Source organism: Aquitalea aquatilis, from assembly GCF_005155025.1.
Lineage (GTDB): Bacteria > Pseudomonadota > Gammaproteobacteria > Burkholderiales > Chromobacteriaceae > Aquitalea > Aquitalea aquatilis.
Genome location: NZ_CP039731.1, coordinates 2,703,260 through 2,726,725, shown reverse-complemented (window position 1 = coordinate 2,726,725; position 23,466 = coordinate 2,703,260). Strand labels below are relative to the sequence as shown.

The window sequence follows — 23,466 nt, the reverse complement described above, 5'->3', positions numbered from 1 at the left end:
AGAGCCGCTAACAAAACCCTGCCGCTGCGTTGCGCCTCCTTGCCGTACTGCTTGTACTGTCTGCGTCGGCGCGCCTTGCCCCAGGGGTGCTACGCTCTTGTTAGCCGCTCTTAACAAATGTTCGATGGAAGCCAAGCATGCAATCAGCCAGATGGCCCCAGGAGATACGCGCTCTGATTGCGCGGGAATGGCAGCAGTTACGCAGTTTTCAGGCCAGTGACCGGCCGTGGCAGATGCCGCTGACAGCAGCGCTGGCCACCGGTCTGCCGCTGCTGATTGCCGCCTGGACCGGCCAGCTTGGCTACGGCCTGCTGTCCTCCCTGGGCGGCATGGCTTTTCTCTACCTGCCGGCCACGCCCATGCACCACCGCATGGTCACCATCATGGCCTGCAGCTTTGGGCTGATCGCCAGCTTCACCCTGGGCCTGTTAAGCCAGCTGCTACCGCTGGCCGCAGCCCCGGTACTGACCGTCATCACCATTCTGGTAACGATGATCTGCCGCTTTTACCGCCTGCCGCCGCCCGGCAGCTATTTCTTCGTGATGGTGGCCGCGCTGGCCGCTTATACCCCGGTGCCGGTGCTGCAGATACCACTGCGGGTGGGCCTGCTGGCCATGGGCAGCCTGCTGGCCTGTGTGCTGGCCTTCGGCTACAGCCTGCATGTGCTGAGCCAGCGCACACCCAGACCGATACAAGCCCTGCCGGCTGCCGATTTCGACTTCGTGGTGGTGGCTGCGCTGATCATCGGGCTGACTGTCGGCCTGTCGCTGCTGCTGGCCGAACTGCTGCAACTGGAGCGTCCCTACTGGGTGCCGGTGAGCTGTCTGGCCGTGCTGCAAGGGGCCAGCCTGCGGGCGGTATGGAACCGCCAGTTCCAGCGGCTGCTGGGCACGGCGCTGGGGCTGCTGCTGACCTGGGCGGTGCTGAGCCTGCCCTTGAATGCGTGGTCGGTCGCGCTGCTGGTGATGTTGCTGAGCGGGGTGGTGGAAACCCTGGTGGTGCGCCACTACGGCATGGCGGCGGTGTTCATCACCCCCATGGCCATTTTGCTGGCCGAAGCCGCGCACCTGGGCCAGGGCTCTGCTTCCAGCCTGATCGAGGCGCGCTTCTACGACACCCTGGCCGGCGGCCTGGTCGGCTTGCTGGGTGGGCTGAGCCTGCACCGGCCACCGCTGCGCCAGGGCATCAGCCGGCTGATACGGCGGGTACTGCCGCACAAGGACAACAGCTGACTCAGCGCTGGCGGTGCTCGGCGTCGGCATCGGCATCGGCCTGCAGCCGGCTGCGGACAAAGTCGATATGGCCGCGCAATTCATACAGCAAATCGCCAAAGGCAGCCGGCACCACGATCTTGCTTACCGTGGCATCGACATGCTGCAGGCGGTGCAGCAATTCCTCCTGCTTGCCCGGCACGCTGCGCTGTGCCACCGCCTCGCGCTCAATATCGAACAGCACCCGATACCAGCGATTGATGCCGGACTGGATGCGCCAGCGGTAAATGGCCGGGGCCATTTTCAGCGCCGGAATCAGCAACAGCGCCAGCGGCAGCATCACCGCCAGCCCGCGCGCCACCAGACCGGCCAGCCAGAAGGGGAAGGTGCGATAGAAAAAGCTCTTGCCGGAGGCGTAATAGCGCTGCGCATCCGGGCTCAGGCGGATTTCATGCTCGGCCAGCACCGGAAACTCGCCAGCCTTCTTGAACAGACCGGGCTTGCCGTGGACTTCGCGCGCGGCCTCCAGCAGCAGATCGGACAAGGCCGGATGCAAGCCCTCGCGTGCTACCAGTTCCACCGTGGGGCCGACCAGATTGGTGTTTTCCGGCGGGAGATCCCGCCCCAGGTCCAGCGCGCCACGCGGCAGCTCCAGCTTGTTCAGATAGCTGACCCGCCGCGCGTAGCCATCAGCCTGGATGAAGCTGAAAAGATGAATGTCCGGCGTGTGCAGCAACTGGCGTAGCAGATCGGTGGAGCTGGAGTCACCCATCACGAACAGCGCATCCACCTGCTGCTCCAGCAGGGACTTGACGGCATCGCTCGGCAGCGCATTCAGCAGCGTGGTTTCAGCCCCCGGCGTGATGCCATTGAGCTTGAGCAGCGCCAGCGCCAGGCTGTGAGTACCGCTGCCCTCTTCGCCGATAGCCAGCCGCATGCCTTTGAAATCGGACAGCAATGCCTTGGGTGCACCGCGATAGAACACCATCAGCGGCTGATAGGAAATGCTGCCCAGCGACATCAGCCGGCTGGTATCGGCACTGCCCGCCTCGCCGCCCAGTACGAAGCCGACATCCACATCCAGCCGGGGGTTGCTCAGCTTGTGCAGATTATCCAGCGAGCCGCCGCTAGGCAGGATTTTCACCGTCACCCCCTCGCGCGCCAGGATCTTCTGGTAACGCAAGGCGGTTTTCTGGAACACGCTGCCCGGCGGGCCGCTGACGATGGTGAGGCTGGTTGGTGCCGCCGCATTGGTCAGCACCAACGCCAACAGCATGATGAGCACGCCGGCCAGCACAATCATCACCATCGACAGCACCAGGCCACGGCCAAACAAGGCCGTCAGCCGGCCGGCAAGGCGGGGAAACAGGCTTCGGGGAGAGAACAAGGCAAGACTCCTGACTGGGGCCGGCCAGCGCAACAGGTGGCATGGCCGGACCGCCGCAATCTACCACGGCAGCCCCGCCGCCGCGACCCTGGCCGGCGGCAGGCCGGGTATGATGGCGCTTGACTTCGAGTGCACTCCAACTAGCAGACTGCCCCCATGACCACACTGAGCATCCGCCAGATGGCCCGCCACAGCGGACTGTCAGCCCACACCCTGCGCTATTACGAGGATATCGGGCTGATCGACCCGGTGGCGCGCAGCGCCAGCGGCCACCGCTGCTACGGCGAACAGGAACAGCGCTGGATAGACTTCCTGCTGCGCCTGCGCGCTACCGGCATGCCGATACGCGACATGCTGCACTACGCCGCACTGCGGCGCAGTGGCAATCAGCTGGACAGTGTGGTCGCGCGTCAGCAGATGCTGCAACAGCATGTGTTGACACTGGAAACCCGGCTGGCCACCCTGCAGGAAAATCTGGCACTGATGCGCGACAAGGTCGCCATCTATGCCGGCATGGCGACAGAACTGCAGGCCGCCAGCCACCGCACCGCGACAGGAGTCACTCATGCACACCCCACTATACCAACAGGGCTGGAACCGCCTGCGTCAGGTTGACGCTGCGGCCGGCGAGCGCGTCATCGCCAGCCTGCAGGACATCAGCCCCGATCTGGCCAGCTACATCATCGAATTCGCCTTTGGCGAAGTGTATTGCCGCCCCGGCCTCAGCCTGCAACAGCGCGAACTGGCCACCATCGCCGCCCTCACCGCGCTGGGCCATGCCACACCGCAGCTCAAGGTACATATTGCCGCCGGGCTGAATGTGGGCCTGAGCCAGCAGGAAATCCACGAAACCATCCTGCAGATGGCGGTGTATGCCGGTTTTCCGGCAGCGCTCAACGGCATGTTTGCAGCAAAAGAGGTGTTTGCCGAGCACGACGGGCCTGCAGCAACAGCTTCGGGCCAAGAGCCGCTAAGCGCGTAGAGAACCCGGGCCAAGGCGCGCCGCCGCAGACAGTACATGGCGTACGGCAAGGCGGCGCAATGCTGGAGCGGGGGTTTTGTTATCGGGTCTAAGCATGCCCGCGCCCCAGCGCCAGTGCTGCCGCCGAGGTACGGGTTTCCACACCCAGCTTGGCGAATACATGCTCCAGATGCTTGTTGACGGTGCGCGGGCTCATGCCAAGGATGTCGGCAATATCGCGATTGGTCTTGCCCAGGCTCAGCCAGTGCAACACCTCGGCCTCGCGCTGGGTCAGGCGGAACGCCGCCACCAGCGCGGCCACGCTGGATTGCACACCATCTTCGCGCAATACCACCAGCCACTCCGGCTCGCCGGGGGCCAGATGAAAACTGGCCAACAGCCGCTGGCCGGCCTCACCCGGCCACTGCCCCGGCAGCTCCTGCCCGGCCTGTCTGGCCTGCTGGGCGTTGAAGGCCCAGCGCAGCAGCGCCTCCGGTGCCTGTTCACCTGCCACCGCAAAATAGCGCTGCAACAGCTGGCGGGCCAGCGCGGTCTGCCATAGCAGGCGGCCGTTGTGCGGGTCCAGCGCCAGTGTGGCCTGGCCAAAGGCATCCAGCGCGCTGCGCGCCTGCTGCATCTGGCGGGCGCTGGCAGTATGTGCGGCAATGCGCGCCAGCACTTCCGGCGGACGCAGCGGTTTGGTGACATAGTCGGCCCCGCCGGCGGCAAAAGCCGCCACCACGTGTTCGCTCTCGGTCAGGCCGGTCATGAATACGATGGGAATGGGCCGGGTGACAAAATCCGCCTTCAGCCGCCGTGCTACTTCGAAACCGTCCATCCCCGGCATGACCGCGTCCAGCAGGATCACATCCGGCAGGCTGAGCCGGGCGCGTTGCAGGGCGGCCTCGCCATGGGTGGCCACCAGCACGGTGTGGCCGGCGGCATCCAGCGCATCGTGCAGCAACTGCAGATTGTCCGGCACATCATCCACGATCAGCACCAGTGCGCTGCGTTGTGCGGCCTTGTCCATCAGGCTTGGTCCTCATCCGGCTGCACCAGGCTGCGCAGCGCATCAAATTGAAAGTTTGCCGCCAGCGCCTCGGCGCGGCGCAGGAATTCACCATGCTGGACGGTCTGGTTGGCCAAGGTCTGCAAGGCCGCTTTCACCCCCTTGGGGTAGCCCAGCTCCAGCGCTTGCAGCAAGGGTTGCAGCAAATCGGCAGGTGGCAGGCTCAATGCCGCCGCGCTGGCGTGCAGTGCTTGCAGGGCAGCGGCCTCGGCTGGCTGGCTGTCGGTGTGCCATTGCAGCGCCAGCCGCTGCCCCAGCCAGTCGAGTATTTCTTCCAGCCGGATCGGCTTGACGAAGAAATCGGCCATGCCGATGCCGACATCATTGTCCTGGCCTTTTTCAAAGGCATTGGCCGAGATGACCGCCAGCTGTGCCGCACCGGGCTGGCCGGACTGCTGCTGGCGGATAGCCCGCAGCGTTTGCCAGCCGTCCATGCCGGGCATGGCCAGGTCCATGAACACTGCATGCGGGCGAAAGCTGGCCAGCTGCGCCAGACAAGCTGCGCCGCTACTGGCCTCGGCCAGCTCAAAGCCCAGCGGCTGCAGCATGCGTCCCAGCATGGCGCGGTCCACCGCCTCGTTATCCACCAGCAGCAAGCGGCGGCGCGGCCCGGCATAGCCGGTGCGCTGCAGCCGTGGCACCGCCTGTTCGGCCTGCTGGCCGTGCAGCGCCGGCAGGAACAGCCGCACGGTAAACAGCGCGCCCTGCCCCGGCGTGCTGTCCAGGCGGATTTCGCCGCCCATCAGGTCGGTCAGCATCTTGCTGATGGTCAGCCCCAGCCCACTGCCACCCTGTTGCGACTGGCGGCCACGTTCGAAGGGCTCGAACAGCCGCGCCTGATCCTCGGCCGCCATACCCGGCCCGCTGTCGCGGATGGTAAAGGTGGCCATTTCGCGCTGATAGCGCAGCCCCAGGCTGACCTCGCCGCGCAGGGTGAACTTGACCGCATTGCCCAGCAGGTTGATCAGGATCTGCCGCAGCCGCTTTTCATCGGCGCGCACCACCGCCGGCAGCTCGCCTAGCGGTTCGAAGCGGAAATCCAGCCCCTTTTGCTGCGCCTGCAGGCTGAACATGGCCACCAGCTGCTTGATGAAGGCGGTAAAGTCCAGCGGCCGCATGTCCAGCGTCAGCTTGCCGCTTTCGATGCGGGCAATGTCCATGGTGCCTTCGATCACCGACAACAGATGGTCGCCACTCTTGTACACCACCTCCACCGCCTGGCGCGCCGCTGCTGGCAGGCTGGCATCCGCATGCAGAATCTGCGCATAACCCAGCATGCTGTTGAGCGGCGTGCGCAATTCATGGCTGATGGTAGTGACATAGCGGCTCTTGGCCTGATTGGCCTGTTCGGCGGCTTCACGCGCCTGTTGCAGCAGCAGGTCGGTCTGGCGGTGCGAGTCGATCTCCTGCCACAGCAGGCCGGTCTGGCGGCGCGATTCCTCCTGTGCCACCTGCCGGCTATTGCGGGTCAGCACCATCCACCAGGCCAGCACGCTGCTGGCCAGCAGCAGCACGGCAAACAGGCGGAACAGCAGGCCGGACAGGCCGGCCACCGCCCCCTCCTGCCGGGCGATGAAATACAACAGGCCCAGCAGCAATAGCAAGAAAGCCGTGATGCCGGTCATCAGCAGCAGGTAATGCCCCAGCCCGCGCTGCAGATAAGGTTGCAGGCCACGCGGTAGCAGGCGCTGCAACAGCCCCTGCCATTGCGCCGCCAGCGTGGCCTGCGGCTTGCACAGGTCGCCGCAGCGCACATCCAGCGTGCAGCACAGCGAACAGATATGGCCTTGATAAGCCGGGCAGCCGACGATGTCTTCAGCCTCGTATTCGCGCTGGCACAGCACACAACGATAGTGCGCCTGCTGCATGCCGGAGGGGCGGCGCGCCAGATAATAGCGCCCGCCACTGAGCCAGGCGAACAGCGGCGACAGCAACAGCGCTGCACACATGGCCACCAGTGGTGACAGCGCCTGTGCCGTCTCGCCCAGCGCGCCCAGATGGGCGGCCACCGCCAGCAGGGATGAGAGCGCCATCGCGCCCAGGCCCACCGGATTGATGTCGTACAGATAGCCGCGCCGGAACTCGATGCCGGGCGGACTCAGCCCCAGCGGCTTGTTGATCAGCAAATCCGCCACCACCGCCATGATCCAGGAAATGGCGATATTGCTGTACAGCGCCAGCACCTGTCCCAGCGCCTGGAATACTTCCAGCTCCATCAACAGCAGGGCAATCAGCGTATTGAACACCACCCATACCACCCGGCCCGGATGGCTGTGGGTGAGGCGGGAAAAGAAATTGGACCAGGCCAGGCTGCCGGCATAGGCATTGGTAACGTTGATCTTCAGCTGCGACACGATGACAAACAGCGTGGTGGCGGCAATCGCCAGCCGGCCATCGCTGAATACATGGGAATAGCCGATCAGATACATCTGGTTCGGGTCCACCGCCTTGGCCAGCGGCACGGCATTGCGCAGCGCCAGCCAGGCCAGTAGCGCCCCACCCAGCATCTTGGCCACGCCCGGCAGCACCCAGCCCGGCCCGCCCAGCAGGCAGGCCAGCCACCAGCTGCGCGCATTGCCGGCAGTGCGCGGCGGCATGAAGCGCAAGTAGTCGGCCTGCTCGCCCATCTGGGTAATCAGCGCAATGCCCACCGCAAACGCCGCACCAAAACTGCGCAGGTCGAAGTGCGTGCCCGCACCCTGTGCACCAGGGTAATGCCACAGGCCCTGCACGGCAGATGGCTCCTGCCACAGCACAAAGCCATAGGGCAGCAGCAAGAGCAGCAGCCACAAGGGCTGGGTCCAGCTTTGCAGGCGGCTGATGGCGGTGACACCGTGGGTGACCAGCGGCAGCACCAACAAGGCGCACAACAGGTAACCCGCCACTGGCGGAATGCCGAAGCCCAGCTCCAGTGCATAGGCCATGATGGCCGCTTCCAGCGCGAAGAAGATGAAGGTGAAGGAGGCGTAGATCAGCGAGGTGACGGTGGAACCGATATAGCCGAAACCGGCACCACGGGTCAGCAGATCCATGTCCACGCCGTAGCGGGCGGCATACACCGAAATCGGCAGGCCGGCCAGCAAGATCACCAGCCCGGTCAGCAGGATGGCCAGCAAGGCGTTGAAGAAGCCCGCCTGCACCAGCATGGTGGCACCCACCGCCTCCAGCACCAGGAACGAGGCCGCCCCGCCCAGCGCGGTATTGGCCACCCGCCACAGCGACCACTGGCGAAAGCGGCGCGGGGTAAAGCGCAAGGCGTAGTCTTCCAGTGATTCGCGCGCTACCCAACTGTTGTAATCGCGCCGCAGCTGGATGACTTGTTGCGGGGGTGATGGCGGCTCTGCGGACACGGGGCAATCCTGTTGGCGATGACACCCGTCACAGACGCAAGAAGCCTGCCAGCACCGCCAGCCTAGCCCCTCCTCCGCCAGGCAAACTCGTGTGACGCAGCGGCAGGCCCGGTCAATATCATGACGCAGCCTGCAGATAGCCATCCACCAGTGCCAGCAAGGCAGCGGCCGCTGGTGTGGGGCTATCGTGACAGGCCAGATAGACGCGCCGGCGCGGGCCATCCACCACCGGCAAGGCCAGCAGGTCGGCATGCTGGCCTGCCCCCAGTGCCGGCACCATGCCAACGGCACAGCCACTACGCACCAGGCTGACCAGTGTTTCGGCATGATTCACCTCGAAGGTCACCCGCCGCCGGATGCCCTGGGCGGCAAACGCCATATCGGTCTGCTGACGCGGGCCGGTGCCGGCCGGCCAGTCCACCAGGGTTTGCTGCGCCAGCTGCTGCAAGGTCAATTCCTGACAGCCGGCCAGCGGGTGCTGGGGATGCAGCAAGGCCAGCAGCGGCTCCTCCCACAGCAGGCGAGCATCCAGCCCCAACACCGGTTCGCCCGGCCACACGCCGATGAAGGCGATATCGGTCTGCTGCTGCCGCAGCTCTTCCATCAGCACATCACTCATGCGCAAGGCCAGCTGTACATCCACCTGCGGATGGCGGCGGTGGTATTCCGCCAGCAAGCCGGGCAGATCCAGCCTGCTGAGCGTGGAAATACAGCCTAGGCGCAGACAGCCGCGAATTTCACCGGTGGCCGCCGCCATTTCGTCTTCCAACCGGCGCGCAGCATCGCGTACCTGGCGGGCATGGTTGACGAAGGTATGACCGGCCGGCGTCAGGGTGACCTGGCGTGAAGTACGTTCGAACAGGCGGGTGCCAAACTCCTGCTCCAGCCGCGATATCTGGTGGCTGAGCGCAGACTGCACGGTGTGGCAACGCTCGGCGGCGCGGGTGAAGTTCTCTTCTTCGGCCACCGCCAGCACATAGTCGATCTGGCGCAGATTCATGCAATCAATCTCGTTTCACGATTAAAAACATGAAAACAATACATTGGTGTCATTGCTTAGGCCAGCCAATACTGCAGGGGCATGCAGTTTCCCACCGGCTAGCGCAGCCACCCACCGAAAGCCTGAACATGAACGCTGCAGACACCCTGCTCTCTCCGGCCAGCCGCACCACCAGCCTCAATCCCTTGCTGGTGTGGCTGATGACCGTGGCCACCGGCCTCGCCGTCGCCGGCAACTACTATGCCCAGCCGCTATTGCCGGAAATTTCCCGCAGCCTGGGTATTTCCGCTGCCAGCGCCGGCAGCATCGTCACCACCGCCCAGCTCGGTTACGCCCTGGGCTTGCTATTGATCGTGCCACTGGGCGACATGCTGGAACGGCGACGGCTGATCATCAGCATGATGTTGCTGGCCACTGCCGGCCTGCTGATCAGCGCCAGCGCCAACAGCATGAGCCAGCTGCTGCTTGGCACGGCACTGGCCGGCGTGTGCTCGGTCGTGGCACAAGTCCTGCTGCCGCTGGGTGCCAGCCTGGCCGCCGAGGCCGAACGCGGCCGCGTGGTGGGCACCATCATGAGCGGCCTGCTCACCGGCATCCTGCTGGCCCGCACCGTGGCCGGCACACTGGCCGACCTGGGCAGCTGGCACACGGTTTACTGGTGCGGCGCGGCAGGCATGCTGCTGATGACGGTGGTGCTGGCGCGCCAGCTGCCAGTCAGCCGCGTGGGCAACGGCCTGTCCTATCCGCAGCTACTGCGCTCGGTCTTGAGCTTGTTCAAGGAGGAAGCCAGCCTGCGCCTGCGCGGCCTGCTGGGGGCGATGGCTTTTGCCACCTTCAGCGTGATGTGGACCTCGCTGGCCTTCTTGCTGTCAGCGCCGCCATTTTCCTTCTCCAACAGCACCATCGGCCTGTTCGGGCTGGCCGGTGCGGCCGGGGCCATGTCCGCCAATATCGTTGGCCGGCTGAGCGACCGGGGCCATGGCCCGCTGGCTACCCGGCTGAGCCTGGGTCTGATGTTGCTGGCGTGGCTGCCGCTGGCGCTGGCACCGCACTCCATTGCCGCCTTGCTGGTGGGCATTCTGCTGCTGGATCTGGGTGTGGCAGGCTGCCACGTCAGTAATCAGGGGGCGATCTACCGCATCCGCCCGGAAGCGCGTAACCGGCTGACCTCGGCCTATATGACCAGTTACTTCATCGGCGGGGCCGTTGGTTCGCTGGCCTCGGCCTGGGCATATGGCCACTGGGGCTGGGCAGGCGTGGTGGTGGTGGGCGCGGCTTGCAGCCTGACTGGCCTTAGCGCCTGGGAGCTGTCCAGAACACAGCGCTGAACGATGGATGATTGTTCATGGCGCTACTGCCGGCTGCAGTATCTGGCAGTCATGATCCTGCACATCGCCTTCGGCCGAGGCAAAGTTGCCGGCCAGCAGGTCGGCCTTGCTGGCCAGCAGCCAGAAGCCCGGCCCGCTGTCGAAACGGGTGGCAATTACTGCCAAGGTGTAGCGGCCCATGTCCTCGCGGGCAGCAGGAATCCCCTCCGCCAGCAGGCGGAAGGGCTGCACACCGGCCAGCGTCTCGCCCATGATGGCCCTTGCCAGGTAGGCATGGCCGTTGATGCCGCCAGGCAGCTCATGCCACTGCAGCTCGATGGCTGCCTGTTGCAACTGCTGACGCAATGCCGGCTGCACACAGGAAACATGAATGTGCAACTGGTTCTGGCTGCGGCCCCATGGCGAGTTCACCGTCAGCGCCAGCGCCTCGCGTGGCAAGGGGCTGCCGTGCAGACGGTCCAGCCACTGGTGGGCGTCCCAGGCTGCAGCCCAGTAATCGGGAGCATCTTCCTGTAGCAGTAGCGGGCTTTCGATGCCGCTGACGCGGGCTGTGGGAATCAGCAAGTATTGCAGCACACCGTGGATGTCCTTGAGCATGGCAAAACCCTGCGCTTCGCCCTGCCCGGTCTCCACCCGGGCACAGGGTGCCGGGTCCTCTGCCTGCTGCCAGTGCGGCACACACTGCTCGTGCACGATATTCCACAAGGCATCGGCATTGGCGGCATGCACCGCCCAGGATACCAATAGCAGCAGCGCGGCCAGCACACTGCCGCCACGGATGATTTTCACCGTCATGGAATGATGCTTTCGCCAGAGGAAAAACCGCATGATGAATCAGCCAGGTGACAAACTGTCGCTCAGCGCGGCGGCAGCAGGCTGGGCAGCGGCCAGCGCTTGACCGTCCACCAGGCATAGCCGCCCAGCGTGGCCGACAAGCCCAGCGACACCACGAAATAACCAGCCGGGCCGATGGCTGCCATCACCGAAGAACACAACAGCGGCCCCAGCGTGCCGCCCAGCGCATACACCATCAGCAGCGAGGCACTCACCTCCACCCTATGGCGCGATGGCATGGCGTCGTTGGCGATGCCGCTGAGCGTGCCGTAAAAGGTAAAGGCCACCGACACATACACCATCACCAGTGGCAGCATCCAGCCGGTGTTCAGCAACTGGGTCAGCATCAGCGACAGCACCGCCACCACCAGCGCACAACGCGCCAGCAAGGTGGCACGGTCGCTGCTGTCCGCCCATTTGCCCATCGGCCACTGCAATAGCGGCGCAGCCAGCAAGGCCAGGCCCATGAAGCTGGCAATATCCGGCGCGGTGCGGCCGGACTGGCTGAGCATGGCCGGCAGCATGGTGTAGAAGGCACTGTTGAAACAGCCGGCCAGCACCGCACCGGCCAGGCTGAGCGGAGCGCGCCGGCCCAGCAGACGCAGGGTGCGCATGGCCCGCGCCAGCACATTGCCAGGCGGCGGCGCGGCCAGCACTTGCGGGCGCTGCTGGGTCAGGGTGACGGGAATGATGGCCAGGGCAAACAACATGGCGACGATGATGAAAGGCCAGCCAGTCTGGCTGAACGGCAGTTTGAGCAGCCACTGGCCGGCACTGGCGCCCAGATAGCTGATGATCAGGTATAGGGAAAACAGCTGGCCGCGCTGGCTGTTACTGACACAGCCGTTCAGCCAGCTTTCCACCACCATATAGATGCCCACCATGGCCAGACCATTACCCAGCCGCGCCAGCAGCCACAGCCACGGTGTGGTAAACAGCGCCTGGCACAAGGTCAGCACGCAGATGATGGCGGTCAGGGTGGCAAAGGTGCGGTGGTGGCCGTACTGGCGGATCATGCCGCTGCAGAAAAATCCACCCAGAAAAAAACCGGCGTAATAGGCCGACTGCACCATGCCGGCCACCGCCACCGGCACGCCATTGGCCAGCAGGCTGAGCGAGGTTTCGGTGCTGCCCAGCGCATTACCCACCACCAGCAAGGCATAGGCCAGCAACAGGCTGGCCACCGCCCGCAGCATGCTGCGCCAACTATGCTCCACCACCGTCACGCTGTGCATGAACTGACTACTCCCCCGACGCATTCCATTTAAATATCATTATGGCTGATCCGCTGTCATCGGCCATGCCAGCAAACGACTGCATCAGGGGTAGAAACCGTCCACACCCTGCCCTCAGGCTACTTGTCCTGCCGCTGCCGCCAGGCGGCCAGCTCGCTCAGTTTCAGCCCGCGCGGAAACGGCCGGTGCTTGCCGTGGGCGATGCGCTGTGAGCGGTAAATGCCGCTATGACCAGAAAAATAATAGCTGGCCACGCACGCCAGTGCGGCGTAGATGCCCACTTCGCTGCCAAACAGCTCCATCGCCATGATGGTGGAGGCCAGCGGCGTATTGGCCGCTCCGGCAAACACGGCGACAAAACCCAGCCCGGCCAGCAGGGAAAACGGCAGATGCAGCAAGGGAGACAGGGCATTGCCCAGCGTGGCACCGATGTAAAACAGCGGGGTCACTTCCCCACCCTTGAAACCGCTGGCCAGCGACAGCACGGTCAGGCCCAGCTTGGCGGCAAAATCATAAGGGGCCAGCGGCTGCTGGAAGGCGTCCACAATCACCGGAATACCCAGGCCGATATAGCGATCCGCCCCCGTCGGCCAGACGATGGCCAACAATAGCAGGCCGCCCAGCAAGGGGCGCAGCGGCGGGTACTTCACATAATGCTTGATGCGTGCCGACAAGGCATGGGTGCTGTCGGCAAACAGCTTGCCGGTGAGGCCGAACAGCGCGCCGGCCACCAGCGTAGCCAGCAGGGTCCAGCCGCTGATGGCCGGGATAAGTTGAATGGCGTAGTGAGTGTGCAGCACACCCCAGGCGAGGCCCACCTGGTCGGCCACAATGGCCGCCAGCAGGCAGGGAAACAAGGCGTCGTAACGCATGCGGCCAATGGCCAGCACCTCCAGTGCAAACACTGCGCCAGCCAGCGGCGTGCCGAATACCGAGGCAAAACCGGCGGCAATGCCGCACATCAGCAAGATGCGCCGGTCGGCATTACCAAGCTTGAGCAGGTGGGTGAGCTGGTCGGCCAGCGCTCCGCCCATCTGTACGGCAGTGCCTTCACGGCCGACCGAGGCACCGAACAGATGCGACATCACCGTGCCCCACAACACCAGCGGCACCATGCGCAAGGGCACGATGCGGGTGGGATCGTGAATCTCGTCGATCAACAGATTATTGCCTGCCTCCACCCGGCTACCATAGCGCAGATAGACCCAGCCAACCACAAAGCCGGCCAGCGGCAACAAACACAGCAGATAACGGTGGCTGTCACGCATGGCCGTCGCCCACACCAGGCTGTGCAGGAAAAAGGCCGAGGCAGAGCCGGCCAGCAAGGCAACCAGGCAGGCCAGTAACAGCAGCTTGCTCATGCGCGGCAGCATGGCAAGGGTTTCGGAACGGGAAATGGCAGACATGGGGTTCTTCTGAATGACAACACATAATCACCCCCGGCCGGAAAACACAGACGCACCTGCAGCTCCCGGCAAGGGGAAGCCTGCAGGCATCATCAGCCCGGATGGGCGGTTTGCAGTTGCTGCATCCGTGCTGGCTGCGGCAAACAGGCGGGAGGAATGCCATCTCCCTCAAAGAAAAGCCATGCTAGCGGCAAAGCCTGGGCGCGACAAGCAAAAAGCCGGGCCGCCCCAGAGGGACAGCCCGGCCAGACCAGCAGCAGGACAGCGACAAAACCGGCAGATCAGCTTCAGGACAGGCTGTCGCCTTTGTCGTCGCGGGTCTTGTACAGCGAATACAGCACGCCGCTGATCAGCAGACCCAGCGTCACCACCAGCGACACGCCGGTGGGAATGTGGAAACTCACCAGCTGAATGTCGTTGAGATACACCAGCCCCACTTTCACCCCGATGAATACCAGCACGATGGCCAGCGAATACTTGAGGTATTCGAAGCGGTGCACCATGGCCGACAGCGCAAAGAACAGCGCACGCAGGCCCAGGATGGCGAAAATGTTGGAGGTGTAGATCAGGAAAGGGTCCTGGGTGATGGCGAAAATCGCCGGAATGCTGTCCACCGCAAACACCAGGTCGGCGCTTTCCACCAGCATCAGCGTCAACAGCAAGGGCGTGGCCCACCAGCCACGGGACAAACCATGCTGCTCGCCGCGCACCAGGAAATGATGGCCATGCAGCGTGGGCGTGAGGCGCAGATGACGGCGCAGCCACTGGTAGAGCTTGTTGTCATCCAGCGAGGGATGGCCCTCATCCTTGCCCAGCAGCATCTTGATACCGGTCAGCAGCAGGAACAGGCCAAACAGCACCAGCACCCACTTGAATTCAGCCACCAGCACCGCACCCAGACCAATCATCACCGCGCGCAGCACGATCACCCCCAGAATGCCCCAGAACAGCACCCGGTGCTGGTACAGCCGTGGCACGGCCATGCCGCTGAAAATCAGCGACATCACAAAGATGTTGTCCATCGACAGCGATTTTTCCACCAGATAGCCGGTGAGATACTGCATGCCGGCATCGCCACCCCGGTACCACCATACCCAGCCACCAAAGGCCAGACCCATGGCGATGTAAAACGCCGACAGCTTCAGGCTTTCCTTGACGCCAATCTCGTGGTCGTCCTTGTTGAGCACACCCAGATCAAACAACAGCAGGGCCGCCACGATGGCCATGAACATCAGCCACATCCACAGCGGGGTGCCGGCAAACAACACATTCAACCATTCCATTTTCTTGTCTTTCGCTCTGCGTCTGACTGCCACATGGCAACAGACCGGATAAAACAACAATGAGCAGGACAGGCCTGCTCATTGTTAACAGCAATATCAGACCGGAAACTCAGCGTACTGCCTGCAAGGCCGCGATACGGGACTCCAGCGACGGGTGACTGGACATCAGCCCCATCAGCCCAGCACCACCGGAGATGCCCGAGGCCGCCATGTTCTGCGGCAGCTCACCGGCATGCACGCCACCCAGACGGTGCAGTGCGGCAATCATCGGCTGCGGGCTGCCCAGCAGCTTGGCCGCACCGGCATCGGCGCGGTACTCCCGCTGACGCGAGAAGTACATCACGATAAAGGATGCCAGAATGCCGAACACGATTTCACACACAATCACGGTAATGAAGTAGCCGATACCGGTGCCGCTGGACGACTCCTCGTCGTTGCGGCGCAGGAAGTTGTCCACCAGATAGCCCACCACGCGCGCCAGGAAAAACACAAAGGTATTCACCACGCCCTGAATCAGCGTCAGCGTCACCATGTCGCCGTTCTGGATGTGGGCGATTTCATGGGCCAGCACGGCTTCGACTTCCTGCTCGGTCATCGAGGACAGCAGGCCAGTAGAAACCGCCACCAGCGAATTGGACTTGCTGGCACCGGTGGCAAAGGCATTCGGCTCACCTTCGTACACGGCAACTTCCGGCATCGGCAGGCCGGCGCGGTCCGCCAGCTTGCGCACGGTAAACAGCAACCAGCGTTCGGTTTCATTGCTCGGCTGCTCGATCACCCGTGCGCCGGTACTCCACTTGGCCATGGTCTTGGACATCCACAGCGAAATGAAGGCACCGCCAAAACCCATCAGGCCGGCAAAGGCCAGCAGGCTGCCCATATTCAGGCCGCCAGCGGTGATAAAACGGTTGATGCCCAGCAACTGGGCGGCGATGCTCAGCACCAGCATCACCGCGATATTGGTGGCGATCAGCAAGATCACACGTTTCATGATCAATCCTCTCAGTGGTGGTTGATGACAGACCGGCGCTGACCGCCGGCCCGTATGAATCAGACGCTGCATGATAGATGTTTCCAGCCCACGAAAAAATCAAATAAACTGGTAATATTCATCAGAATTTTTCGAACAATCATGCTCAGCGATCTCAATTACAAGCATCTGCACTATTTCTGGGCGGTCGCCCGTGCCGGCAGCGTCACGGCAGCGGCACGCCAGCTGGGCATGACGGCCCAGACCGTCAGCGGCCAGATCTCCCGGCTGGAACAGCACATCGGCCGCGCACTGTTTACCCAGCAAGGTCGTGGCCTGGTGCTGACCGAGGCCGGCCGCATGGCACTGGGCTATGCCGACCGTATTTTCCAGCTGGGCGAAGAGTTGCAGGAAATGCTGGCCGACGAGCAACTGGACCACACCCTGCGGCTGAGCAGCGGCATCAGCGATGTGCTGCCCAAGAGCATTGCCTACCGCCTGCTGCAACCAGCCCTGGCCTTGCCACAACGTGTCAGGCTGCATTGCACCGAGGGGACGTTTGACCAGCTACTGCACGAGCTGAGCAGCCACAGCCTGGATCTGGTGCTGGCCGACCGCCCGGCACCGGCGGCAGCACAGCAGACGCTGCAATCCTATTTGCTTGCCCGCTGTCCGGTGATGATTTTCGCCACACCAGCACTGGCCGAGCGCTACCAGCCGGGCTTTCCGCACAGCCTGCAGCGGGCACCGCTGTTGCTGCCCAGCCGCGACAATGTGCTGCGCGGCCAGCTGGAACACTGGCTGGACGAGCGCGGCATCCGCCCGGACATCGTGGGGGAATTCAAGGATGGCGCATTGCTGCATACCTTTGGCGAACAGGGCGCCGGCCTGTTTCCGGCACCGGCCTTTGCCGCCAGCGATATCGCCAGCAGCGGCAAGCTCTGCCTGCTGGGTCTGGTGGAGGGCGTGGAAGAGCAGTATTACGCCATCGCCAACCGCCGCAAATTGCAGCATACGGCGGTACAGGCGATCATTCAGCATGCCGAGTCGGAATAATCACCACACGGAAAAGCTCAGTTCCGCTGTACGATTTTTCCCGGCACGACTGAACCAGCCGTAAATCAGCATGGTCTGATTTGACTGACTTACACAGGCTGCTGCCAAAAGCAGCTGGCCGATACTGTTGTTCTGCTTGCAAATTACCCATACTGCATGACAAGCCGGCTACCAGCAGCCGGCATACACTGGCCTGACACTATCTGACCGAATGACCAATTTGCCCAATCCGACTCTCGATTCCATCTTTCAAAGCCTGAGCGCAGGCGAATGCAGCAGCGGAGCCGCGCTGGCCGAGCTGGTGCGCAGCCTGCGCCCATCCAGTGCCACCGATCATGAACAGGCGGTGATGAACCTGCGCGCGCTGGCCTGGCTGCTGGAGCACAACCCCACCTATCGCCAGGCACTGCGCTCTGCCCTGCTGGAACTGCTGACCCAGACCCGGCAGATACCGCTCTATACCGAATCAGGCATCCTGGCCAATACCGGCTTCTTCTCCACGCTGTCCAAGCGCGTGGGAGAACGGCTGCTGCCCATGCCCATCCGCGAAGACTCCTTGCAGGACCGCTTCGGCCGCCTCTTCCGCTGGAAGCAGGACCACATCTGGCTGGCTGGCATACCGGATGAAACCTGGCAGCAGCTATGGCAGGCCATGGCCTGGCCGGAAGAGGAGAATCGTGCGGGCTGGGTACAAACCCGGCTGCAAATGGTGGAGGCAGTACAGATCCTGTCGGCACGGGTGACCGCCATCGGTCTGGAACCGGAGCTGGTGCGGGTGTATCCGGACATCGAGCGCTTCGAGTCGCCTTTCCTGCACCTGAATGCTGCCGTGCTGAGCTATGCCGACAGCTATCGCCGGGCACTGGCCGATGACACGGCCCTGGCAGAAGACGACAAGCACGTGCTGGTGCTGCTGGATCAGTGCGAGGAAATACTGGGCAAAATCCGCAAGAATGCCTCGCGCAACGGCATCTCGGTCAACCTCACCTATCAGGCACTGCGCCTGCTGCAAAGCCTGAACCGCCTGCGCGCCCTGTTGTCGCTGCTGGAGCCGGGTCACGATCCGGGCCACAACCCGGCGCTGTTTCACCTGATTCTGGATTTTGCCCGCGCGGAAAACCGCAAATACAGCGTCAGCGATGTGTTCAAGTCCAATACCGAACTGCTGGCACTGCAGGTGACCGAGCATGCCGGCCGCCATGGCGAACACTATATTGCCGAATCGCGCCGGGAATGGGGCAGCATGGCCAAGGCCGCCATGGGTGCCGGGCTGATCGTCGGGGTGATGGCGCTGATCAAGCTGCTGCTGGCCCAGGCCCACCTGCCGCTGCTGTGGGAGGGGCTGTCGTATGGTCTCAACTACGCCGTCGGCTTCATCATCGTGCAATTGCTGCACTTCACCATTGCCACCAAACAGCCGGCGATGACCGCCGCCCGCATTGCCGCCGCCCTGCACCAGCAGGAAAAAAGCGGCCCGCGAGTGCCACTGGATGAGCTGGCCGAGCTGGTGGTCAAGGTGATGCGCACGCAGTTCGTCGCCATTCTGGGCAATGTACTGCTGGCCATCCCCACCGCCGCCATCATTGCCCTTGGCTGGCAGGCACTGTTCGGCCAGCCGGTGGTTGGCACGGCCAAGGCACAACATCTGCTGCATGATCTGGACCCGCTGGGCAGCCTGGCGCTGGTGCATGCCGGCATCGCCGGGGTGTATCTCTTCCTGTCCGGGCTGATTGCCGGCTATTACGACAACAAGGCCATCTATCGCCGCATCCCGGAACGGCTGGCTGCCCACCCGCTGCTGAACAAGCTGTTGGGCAAACATCGCGCCTGGCAGCTGGGGCATTACGTCGAGCACAATCTGGGGGCCTTGGCCGGCAACTTCTATTTCGGCCTGTTCCTGGGGCTGACCGGCACCATCGGCATCATTCTCGGCCTGCCGCTGGACATTCGTCACATCACCTTCTCCGCCGCCAATCTGGCATTCGGCCTGGTGGCGCTGGACTTCCAGCTGCCCTTGGGGATGATGGCCCTGTACTGCGGCGGCGTGGCGCTGATCGGCTTCACCAATCTGGCCGTCAGCTTCAGCATGGCGCTGTGGGTGGCGCTGCGTTCGCGCAAACTGAGCGGCCGTCAGGTGCTGCCGCTGCTGCCGCTGCTGCTCAAACGCTTCATCCGCCAGCCGCTGCAGTTCTTCATCCCGCCCGCCGCACCGCGCCCGGCGGCCGACGAGGCAGCCGGGGACAAGCCGGCTGGCTCCTGAGCAGCCCTCACGCTACGGCCAGGCCCGGTTTCAGCCGGGCTTGCGCCAGCGCTGATTGCGCCGGCCCAGTACCCGCTCCAGCAGGCTGAGCAGCAGGGATACCCCGGCCGAGCTCAATACCACCAGCGTGGCCATGGCCGCTGCCGCAGCGGTATCACCGGCATCGTCCATGGTGATGATGGACACCGCCGCCAGGCTGTGTTCCGGCGTCATGATGAAGATCAGCGCGGACAGCGTGGTCATGGCCGACACAAACAGAAAACGCGCCACATCCACCAGCGCCGGCAGGCAGACCGGCAGGCTCACCCGCCACCAGGTCACCCAGAACGGTACTTTGAGTGAGGCAGCCACCGCTTCGAATTCACCATCCAGTTGCTTGAGCGCCGTGGCGGCAGTCAGGTGCGCCGTGGTATAGAAATGGGCAATGCAGCACAGCACCATCAGGCCCAGGCTGCCATACCAGCCATGCAGCGGATTGGCCGGGTGATTGAAAAAGAACACATAGCCCAGCCCCAGCACCAGCCCCGGTACCGCCATCGGCAGCATGGCCAGAAAGCGCAGCAGGCCCCGCCCCAGCGCCATGCCCGGCAGTTTTTCGCAGACATAAGCCCCGACAAACACCAGCAGGCTGCCCAGCAGCGCCGTAGCCGTGGCCAACTGCAGGCTGTTGCCATAGGCCGACCAGCCGCCACCATCCACCGCATCGAATTGATAGTGGGCCAGGGTAAAGTCCAGATTGTACGGCCAGTATTTGATGAAGGAGGCCGCCACCCCCACCCCCAGCAGCGCGAGCAAAAGCAGGCCGATGGCCAGCAACAGCAACAGGGCACAGCCATCGCGCAGCCATGATGGCGCCGGCGTAAACGGCTGCGCCCGCGCGGTGAGCGCCGCCTGCTGTCGCCCGGCCATGCGCCGCTCCACCAGGCAGGACAGGATGGCCGGCAGCAACAGCAACAAGCCCACCACCGCCCCACGCGGGAAATTCTGCTGGCCGATCACCTGCTTGAAGGCCTCCACCGCCAACACATTGAAATCACCGCCCACCACCTTGGGCACGCCAAAATCGGTCAGCACCAGGGTGAACACCACCAGCGCCGCCGAGACCAGCCCGTAACGCACACCGGGCAGGGTAATGGTCAAGAACTGGCGCAAGGGGCCGGCCCCCAGCACACGGCCAGCTTCGTACAGCCGGGCATCGGCGGCGGACAGCGCCGTCATGATGATCAGCAAGGCATGGGGAAAGGTGTAGAACAACTCGCCCAGCACCACGCCCCAGAAACCGTAAATATTGCCGCCATGCAGCCAGTCCTTGAGCAGGCCCTGGTTGCCGAACAGGTAAACCAGCGAAATGGCCGGCATCAGCGAAGGGGCCAGCAACGGCGACAGGCCGACCTGCCGCCACAGCCCCCTGCCCCACAGCCGGCTGCGCAGCAAGGCCCAGGCAAAGGCAAAAGCCAGCGGCAGCACCAGCGCCGTCACGGTCAGCCCCAGTTGCAGGCTGTTGCTGCTGGCGCGCAGCAGGCCGGGCGATTGCAACACCTGGGCAAAATTGGCGAGGCCGACAAAGCCGCCGTCGCCATCCTGCACGGCCTTGGCAAAGATGAACAACAAGGGCAGGCCCAAGCCCAGCAGCAAAACAGCCACCAGCGCCCACAGCAGCAGGCTGGCCATGCGCGCCTCGCCAGCGATGCCGGCCTGCTCGCCACGCGGCAGCCAGCGCCATACCGCGCTCAGCATGGCAGGTCTCCGGCAAAGGCCAACAGGCGGGATGCCGGCAATTCCACCGGCACAATCTCGCCCGGCACCAGCGGCTGGCGATCCAGCATGCCGGGGCACACTTCGGCATACAGCACCTGGCCGGGCATGCCTTCGGGTAGCAGGCGGATGCGGGTCAGCGCACCACCAAAGCTGATATTGTCGACTCTGGCCAGCACGGTATTCGCGGCATTTTCCCAGCGCGGCTTGATGATGACGTCCTCCGGCCGCAAAAACAGCTGCAAGGCCGGACCTGGCGGCAAGGCTGCTTCCAGCTGCAGCAGATGGTTGCCCACGCGCACCTGTTGCGCGCCGCAGGCCGTGGCCGGCAGCCAGTTGGCCTCGCCGACGAATTCCGCCACAAAGCGGCTGCAGGGCTGGCGGTAGATTTCCGCCGGCGTGCCGATCTGCTCGATACGGCCGGCATTCATCACCACCACCCGGTCGGCAATGGCCAGCGCCTCTTCCTGATCATGCGTCACCATCAGCGTGGTCACCCCGAGCCGTTGCTGCAGGCCTTTCAGCTCTTCGCGCAGCTTGTCGCGCACCCGTGCGTCCAGCGCCGACAGCGGCTCATCCAGCAACAGCATGCCGGGCGAGGTAGCCAGCGCGCGCGCCAGGGCCACGCGCTGCTGCTGGCCACCGGACAGTTGCGCCGGGTATTTTTCCTCGGCACCGGGCAGGCCAACCATGTCCAGCAGCTCGCGCACCCGCAGGCGGTGGCGTTGCCGCTCATGCCGTGGCTTGAGCCCGTAGGCGATATTGTCGGCCACGCTCAGGTTGGGAAACAGCGCATAGCTCTGGAAGACAATGCCGTAATCACGCTGGGCCGGTGCGGCACGGGTAATGTCGCGCGCTTGCAGCGCGATGCTGCCGGCGTCTGGCAGATCAAGCCCGGCAATCAGCCGCAGCAAGGTGGTCTTGCCGCAGCCGGAAGGCCCCAGCAGGCAGACGAATTCGCCCTTGCGAATGGATAGCGATACCGCATCCAGCGCGGTAAAACTGCCAAAGCGCCGGGAAAGCCCGTGCATGGTCAGGTGATCGCTCAAGCCGTTTTCGGCCGGTTTCATGACACACTCCTCCTGCCGCCGCCGGGCAAGCGCTACCGGCATGCGTGGTATAAATCGACACATGACAAACTGCTGGCCAAGTGATTGAGAAAATGGCCCAAGCTGCGTTAAGCCAGCCCGGCCAAGCCTCGCAGGACTCCGTGACTGGCTGCGAAAGGCACCAAACAAATGACACCAACAGTCGACTGACTGCTGGTGTCGCGGGTATTGGACCATTAGCCGTTCAGCACGCCGCCTCAGTTCTTCGCAGCAGCCTTGCTTTCATAGCGACGCGACCATTCCTGCAGGATGGCTTCGCGGTTTTTGGCCGCCCAGGCAAAATTGTTCTTGCTCAGACGCTTGGCATAGTCGGTGGGGATGTAGGGGTTCTGCTTGGCCACGCCCGGCATGGCGACCACGGCGTAGTTCTTTTCATACAGCTGCATGGCCGGCAGGCTGACCGAGAAATCCGCCAGTTTCTTGGCAGCGGCCAGGTTCTTGCTACCCTTGAGGATGGCCGTGGCCTCCAGATCCCAGCCCAGACCTTCCTTGGGATAGACCAGATCGATCGGCGCGCCCTTTGCTTTCAGCTCGGCACCACGGTATTCAAAGGAAATGCCGATGGGGTATTCGCCGGCGGCGGCCATCTTGCAGGGCTTGCTGCCGGAGTGCACATACTGGGCCATGTTGACGTGCAGCTTGTCCATGTAGTCCCAGCCTTGTTTCTCGCCCATCATCTGCAGCCAGGCGGACACATCCAGATAGCCGGTGCCGGACGAGGCCGGGTGCGGCATCACGATCTGGCCCTTGTACACCGGTTTGGTCAGGTCGGCCCAGCTCTCCGGCTTGGGCAGGCCTTTCTTGGCCGCTTCCACGGTATTGAAACAGATGGTGGCGGCCCACACGTCCATGCCCGTCCACTTGGGCGGATGCGCCTTGTCGACGAATTCGCGATTGAGCTTTTCCACGCCCTTGGGCGCATAGCCTTGCAGCATGCCCTGCTGATCCAGAATCATCAGGCTGGTGGCGGCCAGGCCCCACACCACGTCAGCCTGCGGATTGTTCTTTTCCGACAGCAGTTTGGCGGTAATCACCCCGGTGGATTCGCGCACAAAGCGCAGCTCGATATCCGGATTGGCCTTTTCAAAAGCCTCCTTGTAATCCTTCACCTGATCGGCCTCCAGTGCGGAATAAACCGTCAGCGTGCTTGCAGCCTGTGCCAGCGGTGCCATCAGGCCGGTGCACACCAGGCCAATACATGCAGCCATCTGCTTTTTCATCGACATTGCTCCATTGATTTAGACGTATAGAC

18 protein-coding genes and 1 riboswitch are annotated in these 23,466 nt (G+C 63.7%); of the genes, 6 read left to right on the top strand and 12 right to left on the bottom strand.

Annotated elements, in window-relative coordinates:
- Window positions 1–137: 137 nt before the first annotated feature.
- A complete protein-coding gene (locus FAZ30_RS12740) occupies window positions 138–1,232 on the top strand; it encodes an FUSC family protein (protein WP_137009548.1) in 1,095 nt (364 codons plus the stop codon).
- 1 nt (window position 1,233) lies between these two features.
- On the opposite strand, the gene FAZ30_RS12735 is transcribed toward FAZ30_RS12740, so the two are convergent.
- Window positions 1,234–2,598 carry a TAXI family TRAP transporter solute-binding subunit gene (locus FAZ30_RS12735; protein ID WP_205676596.1) on the bottom strand — a complete coding sequence of 455 codons (1,365 nt, stop codon included), beginning with the start codon at window positions 2,596–2,598 and terminating at the stop codon, window positions 1,234–1,236.
- Window positions 2,599–2,754: 156 nt separating this feature from the next.
- On the opposite strand from FAZ30_RS12735, the gene FAZ30_RS12730 reads away from it, so the two are divergent.
- Together FAZ30_RS12730 and FAZ30_RS12725 are read left to right on the top strand one after the other, a co-directional pair.
- Window positions 2,755–3,213: a MerR family transcriptional regulator gene (locus tag FAZ30_RS12730; protein ID WP_124644285.1), complete on the top strand. Its 459-nt coding sequence runs from the start codon at window positions 2,755–2,757 to the stop codon at window positions 3,211–3,213.
- Window positions 3,164–3,580: a carboxymuconolactone decarboxylase family protein gene (locus FAZ30_RS12725; RefSeq protein WP_124644286.1), complete on the top strand. Its 417-nt coding sequence runs from the start codon at window positions 3,164–3,166 to the stop codon at window positions 3,578–3,580. The genes FAZ30_RS12730 and FAZ30_RS12725 overlap by 50 nt, the downstream gene beginning before the upstream one ends.
- 88 nt (window positions 3,581–3,668) lie before the next feature.
- Here FAZ30_RS12725 and FAZ30_RS12720 read toward each other — a convergent pair whose 3' ends face one another.
- From FAZ30_RS12720 to FAZ30_RS12710, 3 genes are all read right to left on the bottom strand, one after another.
- Complete coding sequence (locus tag FAZ30_RS12720; protein WP_124644287.1) at window positions 3,669–4,589, bottom strand: response regulator transcription factor; 921 nt, start codon at window positions 4,587–4,589, stop codon at window positions 3,669–3,671.
- On the bottom strand, window positions 4,589–7,978 hold the full coding sequence (locus FAZ30_RS12715; RefSeq protein ID WP_199731035.1) for a hybrid sensor histidine kinase/response regulator: 3,390 nt from the start codon (window positions 7,976–7,978) through the stop codon (window positions 4,589–4,591). Before FAZ30_RS12715 ends, FAZ30_RS12720 begins: the two co-directional genes overlap by 1 nt.
- Before the next feature lie 118 nt (window positions 7,979–8,096).
- Complete coding sequence (locus FAZ30_RS12710; protein ID WP_124644289.1) at window positions 8,097–8,978, bottom strand: LysR family transcriptional regulator; 882 nt, start codon at window positions 8,976–8,978, stop codon at window positions 8,097–8,099.
- Between the two features lie 128 nt (window positions 8,979–9,106).
- Between FAZ30_RS12710 and FAZ30_RS12705 the strand changes: the two genes are divergently transcribed.
- Complete coding sequence (locus FAZ30_RS12705; RefSeq protein ID WP_137009547.1) at window positions 9,107–10,306, top strand: MFS transporter; 1,200 nt, start codon at window positions 9,107–9,109, stop codon at window positions 10,304–10,306.
- Between the two features lie 15 nt (window positions 10,307–10,321).
- Here the strand turns inward: FAZ30_RS12705 and FAZ30_RS12700 are convergent, their stop codons facing one another.
- The 5 genes from FAZ30_RS12700 to htpX all read right to left on the bottom strand — a co-directional run bounded on the left by FAZ30_RS12700 (window position 10,322) and on the right by htpX (window position 16,055).
- A complete protein-coding gene (locus tag FAZ30_RS12700) occupies window positions 10,322–11,101 on the bottom strand; it encodes a CDP-diacylglycerol diphosphatase (RefSeq protein WP_124644291.1) in 780 nt (259 codons plus the stop codon).
- A 62-nt stretch (window positions 11,102–11,163) separates the two neighbouring features.
- Window positions 11,164–12,375, bottom strand: a complete 1,212-nt coding sequence (locus FAZ30_RS12695; protein ID WP_168190839.1) for an MFS transporter — start codon at window positions 12,373–12,375, stop codon at window positions 11,164–11,166.
- Window positions 12,376–12,494: 119 nt separating this feature from the next.
- On the bottom strand, window positions 12,495–13,781 hold the full coding sequence (locus tag FAZ30_RS12690) for a voltage-gated chloride channel family protein (RefSeq protein WP_124644293.1): 1,287 nt from the start codon (window positions 13,779–13,781) through the stop codon (window positions 12,495–12,497).
- A 76-nt stretch (window positions 13,782–13,857) separates the two neighbouring features.
- A riboswitch (Fluoride riboswitch) is annotated at window positions 13,858–13,957 on the bottom strand.
- A 111-nt stretch (window positions 13,958–14,068) separates the two neighbouring features.
- Entirely contained in the window at window positions 14,069–15,064 is a 996-nt protein-coding gene (locus FAZ30_RS12685; RefSeq protein ID WP_124644294.1) for a TerC family protein, read from the bottom strand.
- 109 nt (window positions 15,065–15,173) lie between these two features.
- The gene (gene htpX, locus FAZ30_RS12680) at window positions 15,174–16,055 is read right to left on the bottom strand and encodes a protease HtpX (RefSeq protein ID WP_124644295.1); all 882 of its coding nucleotides are present in this window, start codon (window positions 16,053–16,055) and stop codon (window positions 15,174–15,176) included.
- 141 nt (window positions 16,056–16,196) lie between these two features.
- Here htpX and nhaR point away from each other — a divergent pair, with 141 nt between their 5' ends.
- Entirely contained in the window at window positions 16,197–17,090 is an 894-nt protein-coding gene (nhaR, locus tag FAZ30_RS12675; RefSeq protein WP_124644296.1) for a transcriptional activator NhaR, read from the top strand.
- Window positions 17,091–17,301: 211 nt separating this feature from the next.
- On the top strand, window positions 17,302–19,350 hold the full coding sequence (locus tag FAZ30_RS12670; protein ID WP_124644297.1) for a site-specific recombinase: 2,049 nt from the start codon (window positions 17,302–17,304) through the stop codon (window positions 19,348–19,350).
- A gap of 30 nt (window positions 19,351–19,380) precedes the next feature.
- Here the strand turns inward: FAZ30_RS12670 and FAZ30_RS12665 are convergent, their stop codons facing one another.
- The 3 genes from FAZ30_RS12665 to FAZ30_RS12655 all read right to left on the bottom strand — a co-directional run bounded on the left by FAZ30_RS12665 (window position 19,381) and on the right by FAZ30_RS12655 (window position 23,434).
- Entirely contained in the window at window positions 19,381–21,087 is a 1,707-nt protein-coding gene (locus FAZ30_RS12665; protein ID WP_124644298.1) for a putative 2-aminoethylphosphonate ABC transporter permease subunit, read from the bottom strand.
- Entirely contained in the window at window positions 21,081–22,175 is a 1,095-nt protein-coding gene (locus FAZ30_RS12660; protein WP_124644299.1) for a putative 2-aminoethylphosphonate ABC transporter ATP-binding protein, read from the bottom strand. The genes FAZ30_RS12665 and FAZ30_RS12660 overlap by 7 nt, the downstream gene beginning before the upstream one ends.
- Before the next feature lie 236 nt (window positions 22,176–22,411).
- Window positions 22,412–23,434, bottom strand: coding sequence for a putative 2-aminoethylphosphonate ABC transporter substrate-binding protein (locus FAZ30_RS12655; RefSeq protein WP_124644300.1), 1,023 nt, complete (start codon window positions 23,432–23,434; stop codon window positions 22,412–22,414).
- Window positions 23,435–23,466 lie beyond the last annotated feature (32 nt).

Excerpts from the sequence above, each read along its gene's own strand:
- FAZ30_RS12740 (WP_137009548.1), top strand. The coding sequence starts at position 138 with ATGCAATCAGCCAGATGGCCCCAGGAGATACGCGCTCTGATTGCGCGG.
- FAZ30_RS12730 (WP_124644285.1), top strand. The coding sequence starts at position 2,755 with ATGACCACACTGAGCATCCGCCAGATGGCCCGCCACAGCGGACTGTCA.
- FAZ30_RS12725 (WP_124644286.1), top strand. The coding sequence starts at position 3,164 with ATGCACACCCCACTATACCAACAGGGCTGGAACCGCCTGCGTCAGGTT.
- FAZ30_RS12720 (WP_124644287.1), bottom strand. The coding sequence starts at position 4,589 with ATGGACAAGGCCGCACAACGCAGCGCACTGGTGCTGATCGTGGATGAT.
- FAZ30_RS12710 (WP_124644289.1), bottom strand. The coding sequence starts at position 8,978 with ATGAATCTGCGCCAGATCGACTATGTGCTGGCGGTGGCCGAAGAAGAG.
- FAZ30_RS12705 (WP_137009547.1), top strand. The coding sequence starts at position 9,107 with ATGAACGCTGCAGACACCCTGCTCTCTCCGGCCAGCCGCACCACCAGC.
- FAZ30_RS12700 (WP_124644291.1), bottom strand. The coding sequence starts at position 11,101 with ATGACGGTGAAAATCATCCGTGGCGGCAGTGTGCTGGCCGCGCTGCTG.
- FAZ30_RS12695 (WP_168190839.1), bottom strand. The coding sequence starts at position 12,375 with ATGCACAGCGTGACGGTGGTGGAGCATAGTTGGCGCAGCATGCTGCGG.
- FAZ30_RS12690 (WP_124644293.1), bottom strand. The coding sequence starts at position 13,781 with ATGTCTGCCATTTCCCGTTCCGAAACCCTTGCCATGCTGCCGCGCATG.
- FAZ30_RS12685 (WP_124644294.1), bottom strand. The coding sequence starts at position 15,064 with ATGGAATGGTTGAATGTGTTGTTTGCCGGCACCCCGCTGTGGATGTGG.
- htpX (WP_124644295.1), bottom strand. The coding sequence starts at position 16,055 with ATGAAACGTGTGATCTTGCTGATCGCCACCAATATCGCGGTGATGCTG.
- nhaR (WP_124644296.1), top strand. The coding sequence starts at position 16,197 with ATGCTCAGCGATCTCAATTACAAGCATCTGCACTATTTCTGGGCGGTC.
- FAZ30_RS12670 (WP_124644297.1), top strand. The coding sequence starts at position 17,302 with ATGACCAATTTGCCCAATCCGACTCTCGATTCCATCTTTCAAAGCCTG.
- FAZ30_RS12665 (WP_124644298.1), bottom strand. The coding sequence starts at position 21,087 with ATGCTGAGCGCGGTATGGCGCTGGCTGCCGCGTGGCGAGCAGGCCGGC.
- FAZ30_RS12660 (WP_124644299.1), bottom strand. The coding sequence starts at position 22,175 with ATGAAACCGGCCGAAAACGGCTTGAGCGATCACCTGACCATGCACGGG.
- FAZ30_RS12655 (WP_124644300.1), bottom strand. The coding sequence starts at position 23,434 with ATGAAAAAGCAGATGGCTGCATGTATTGGCCTGGTGTGCACCGGCCTG.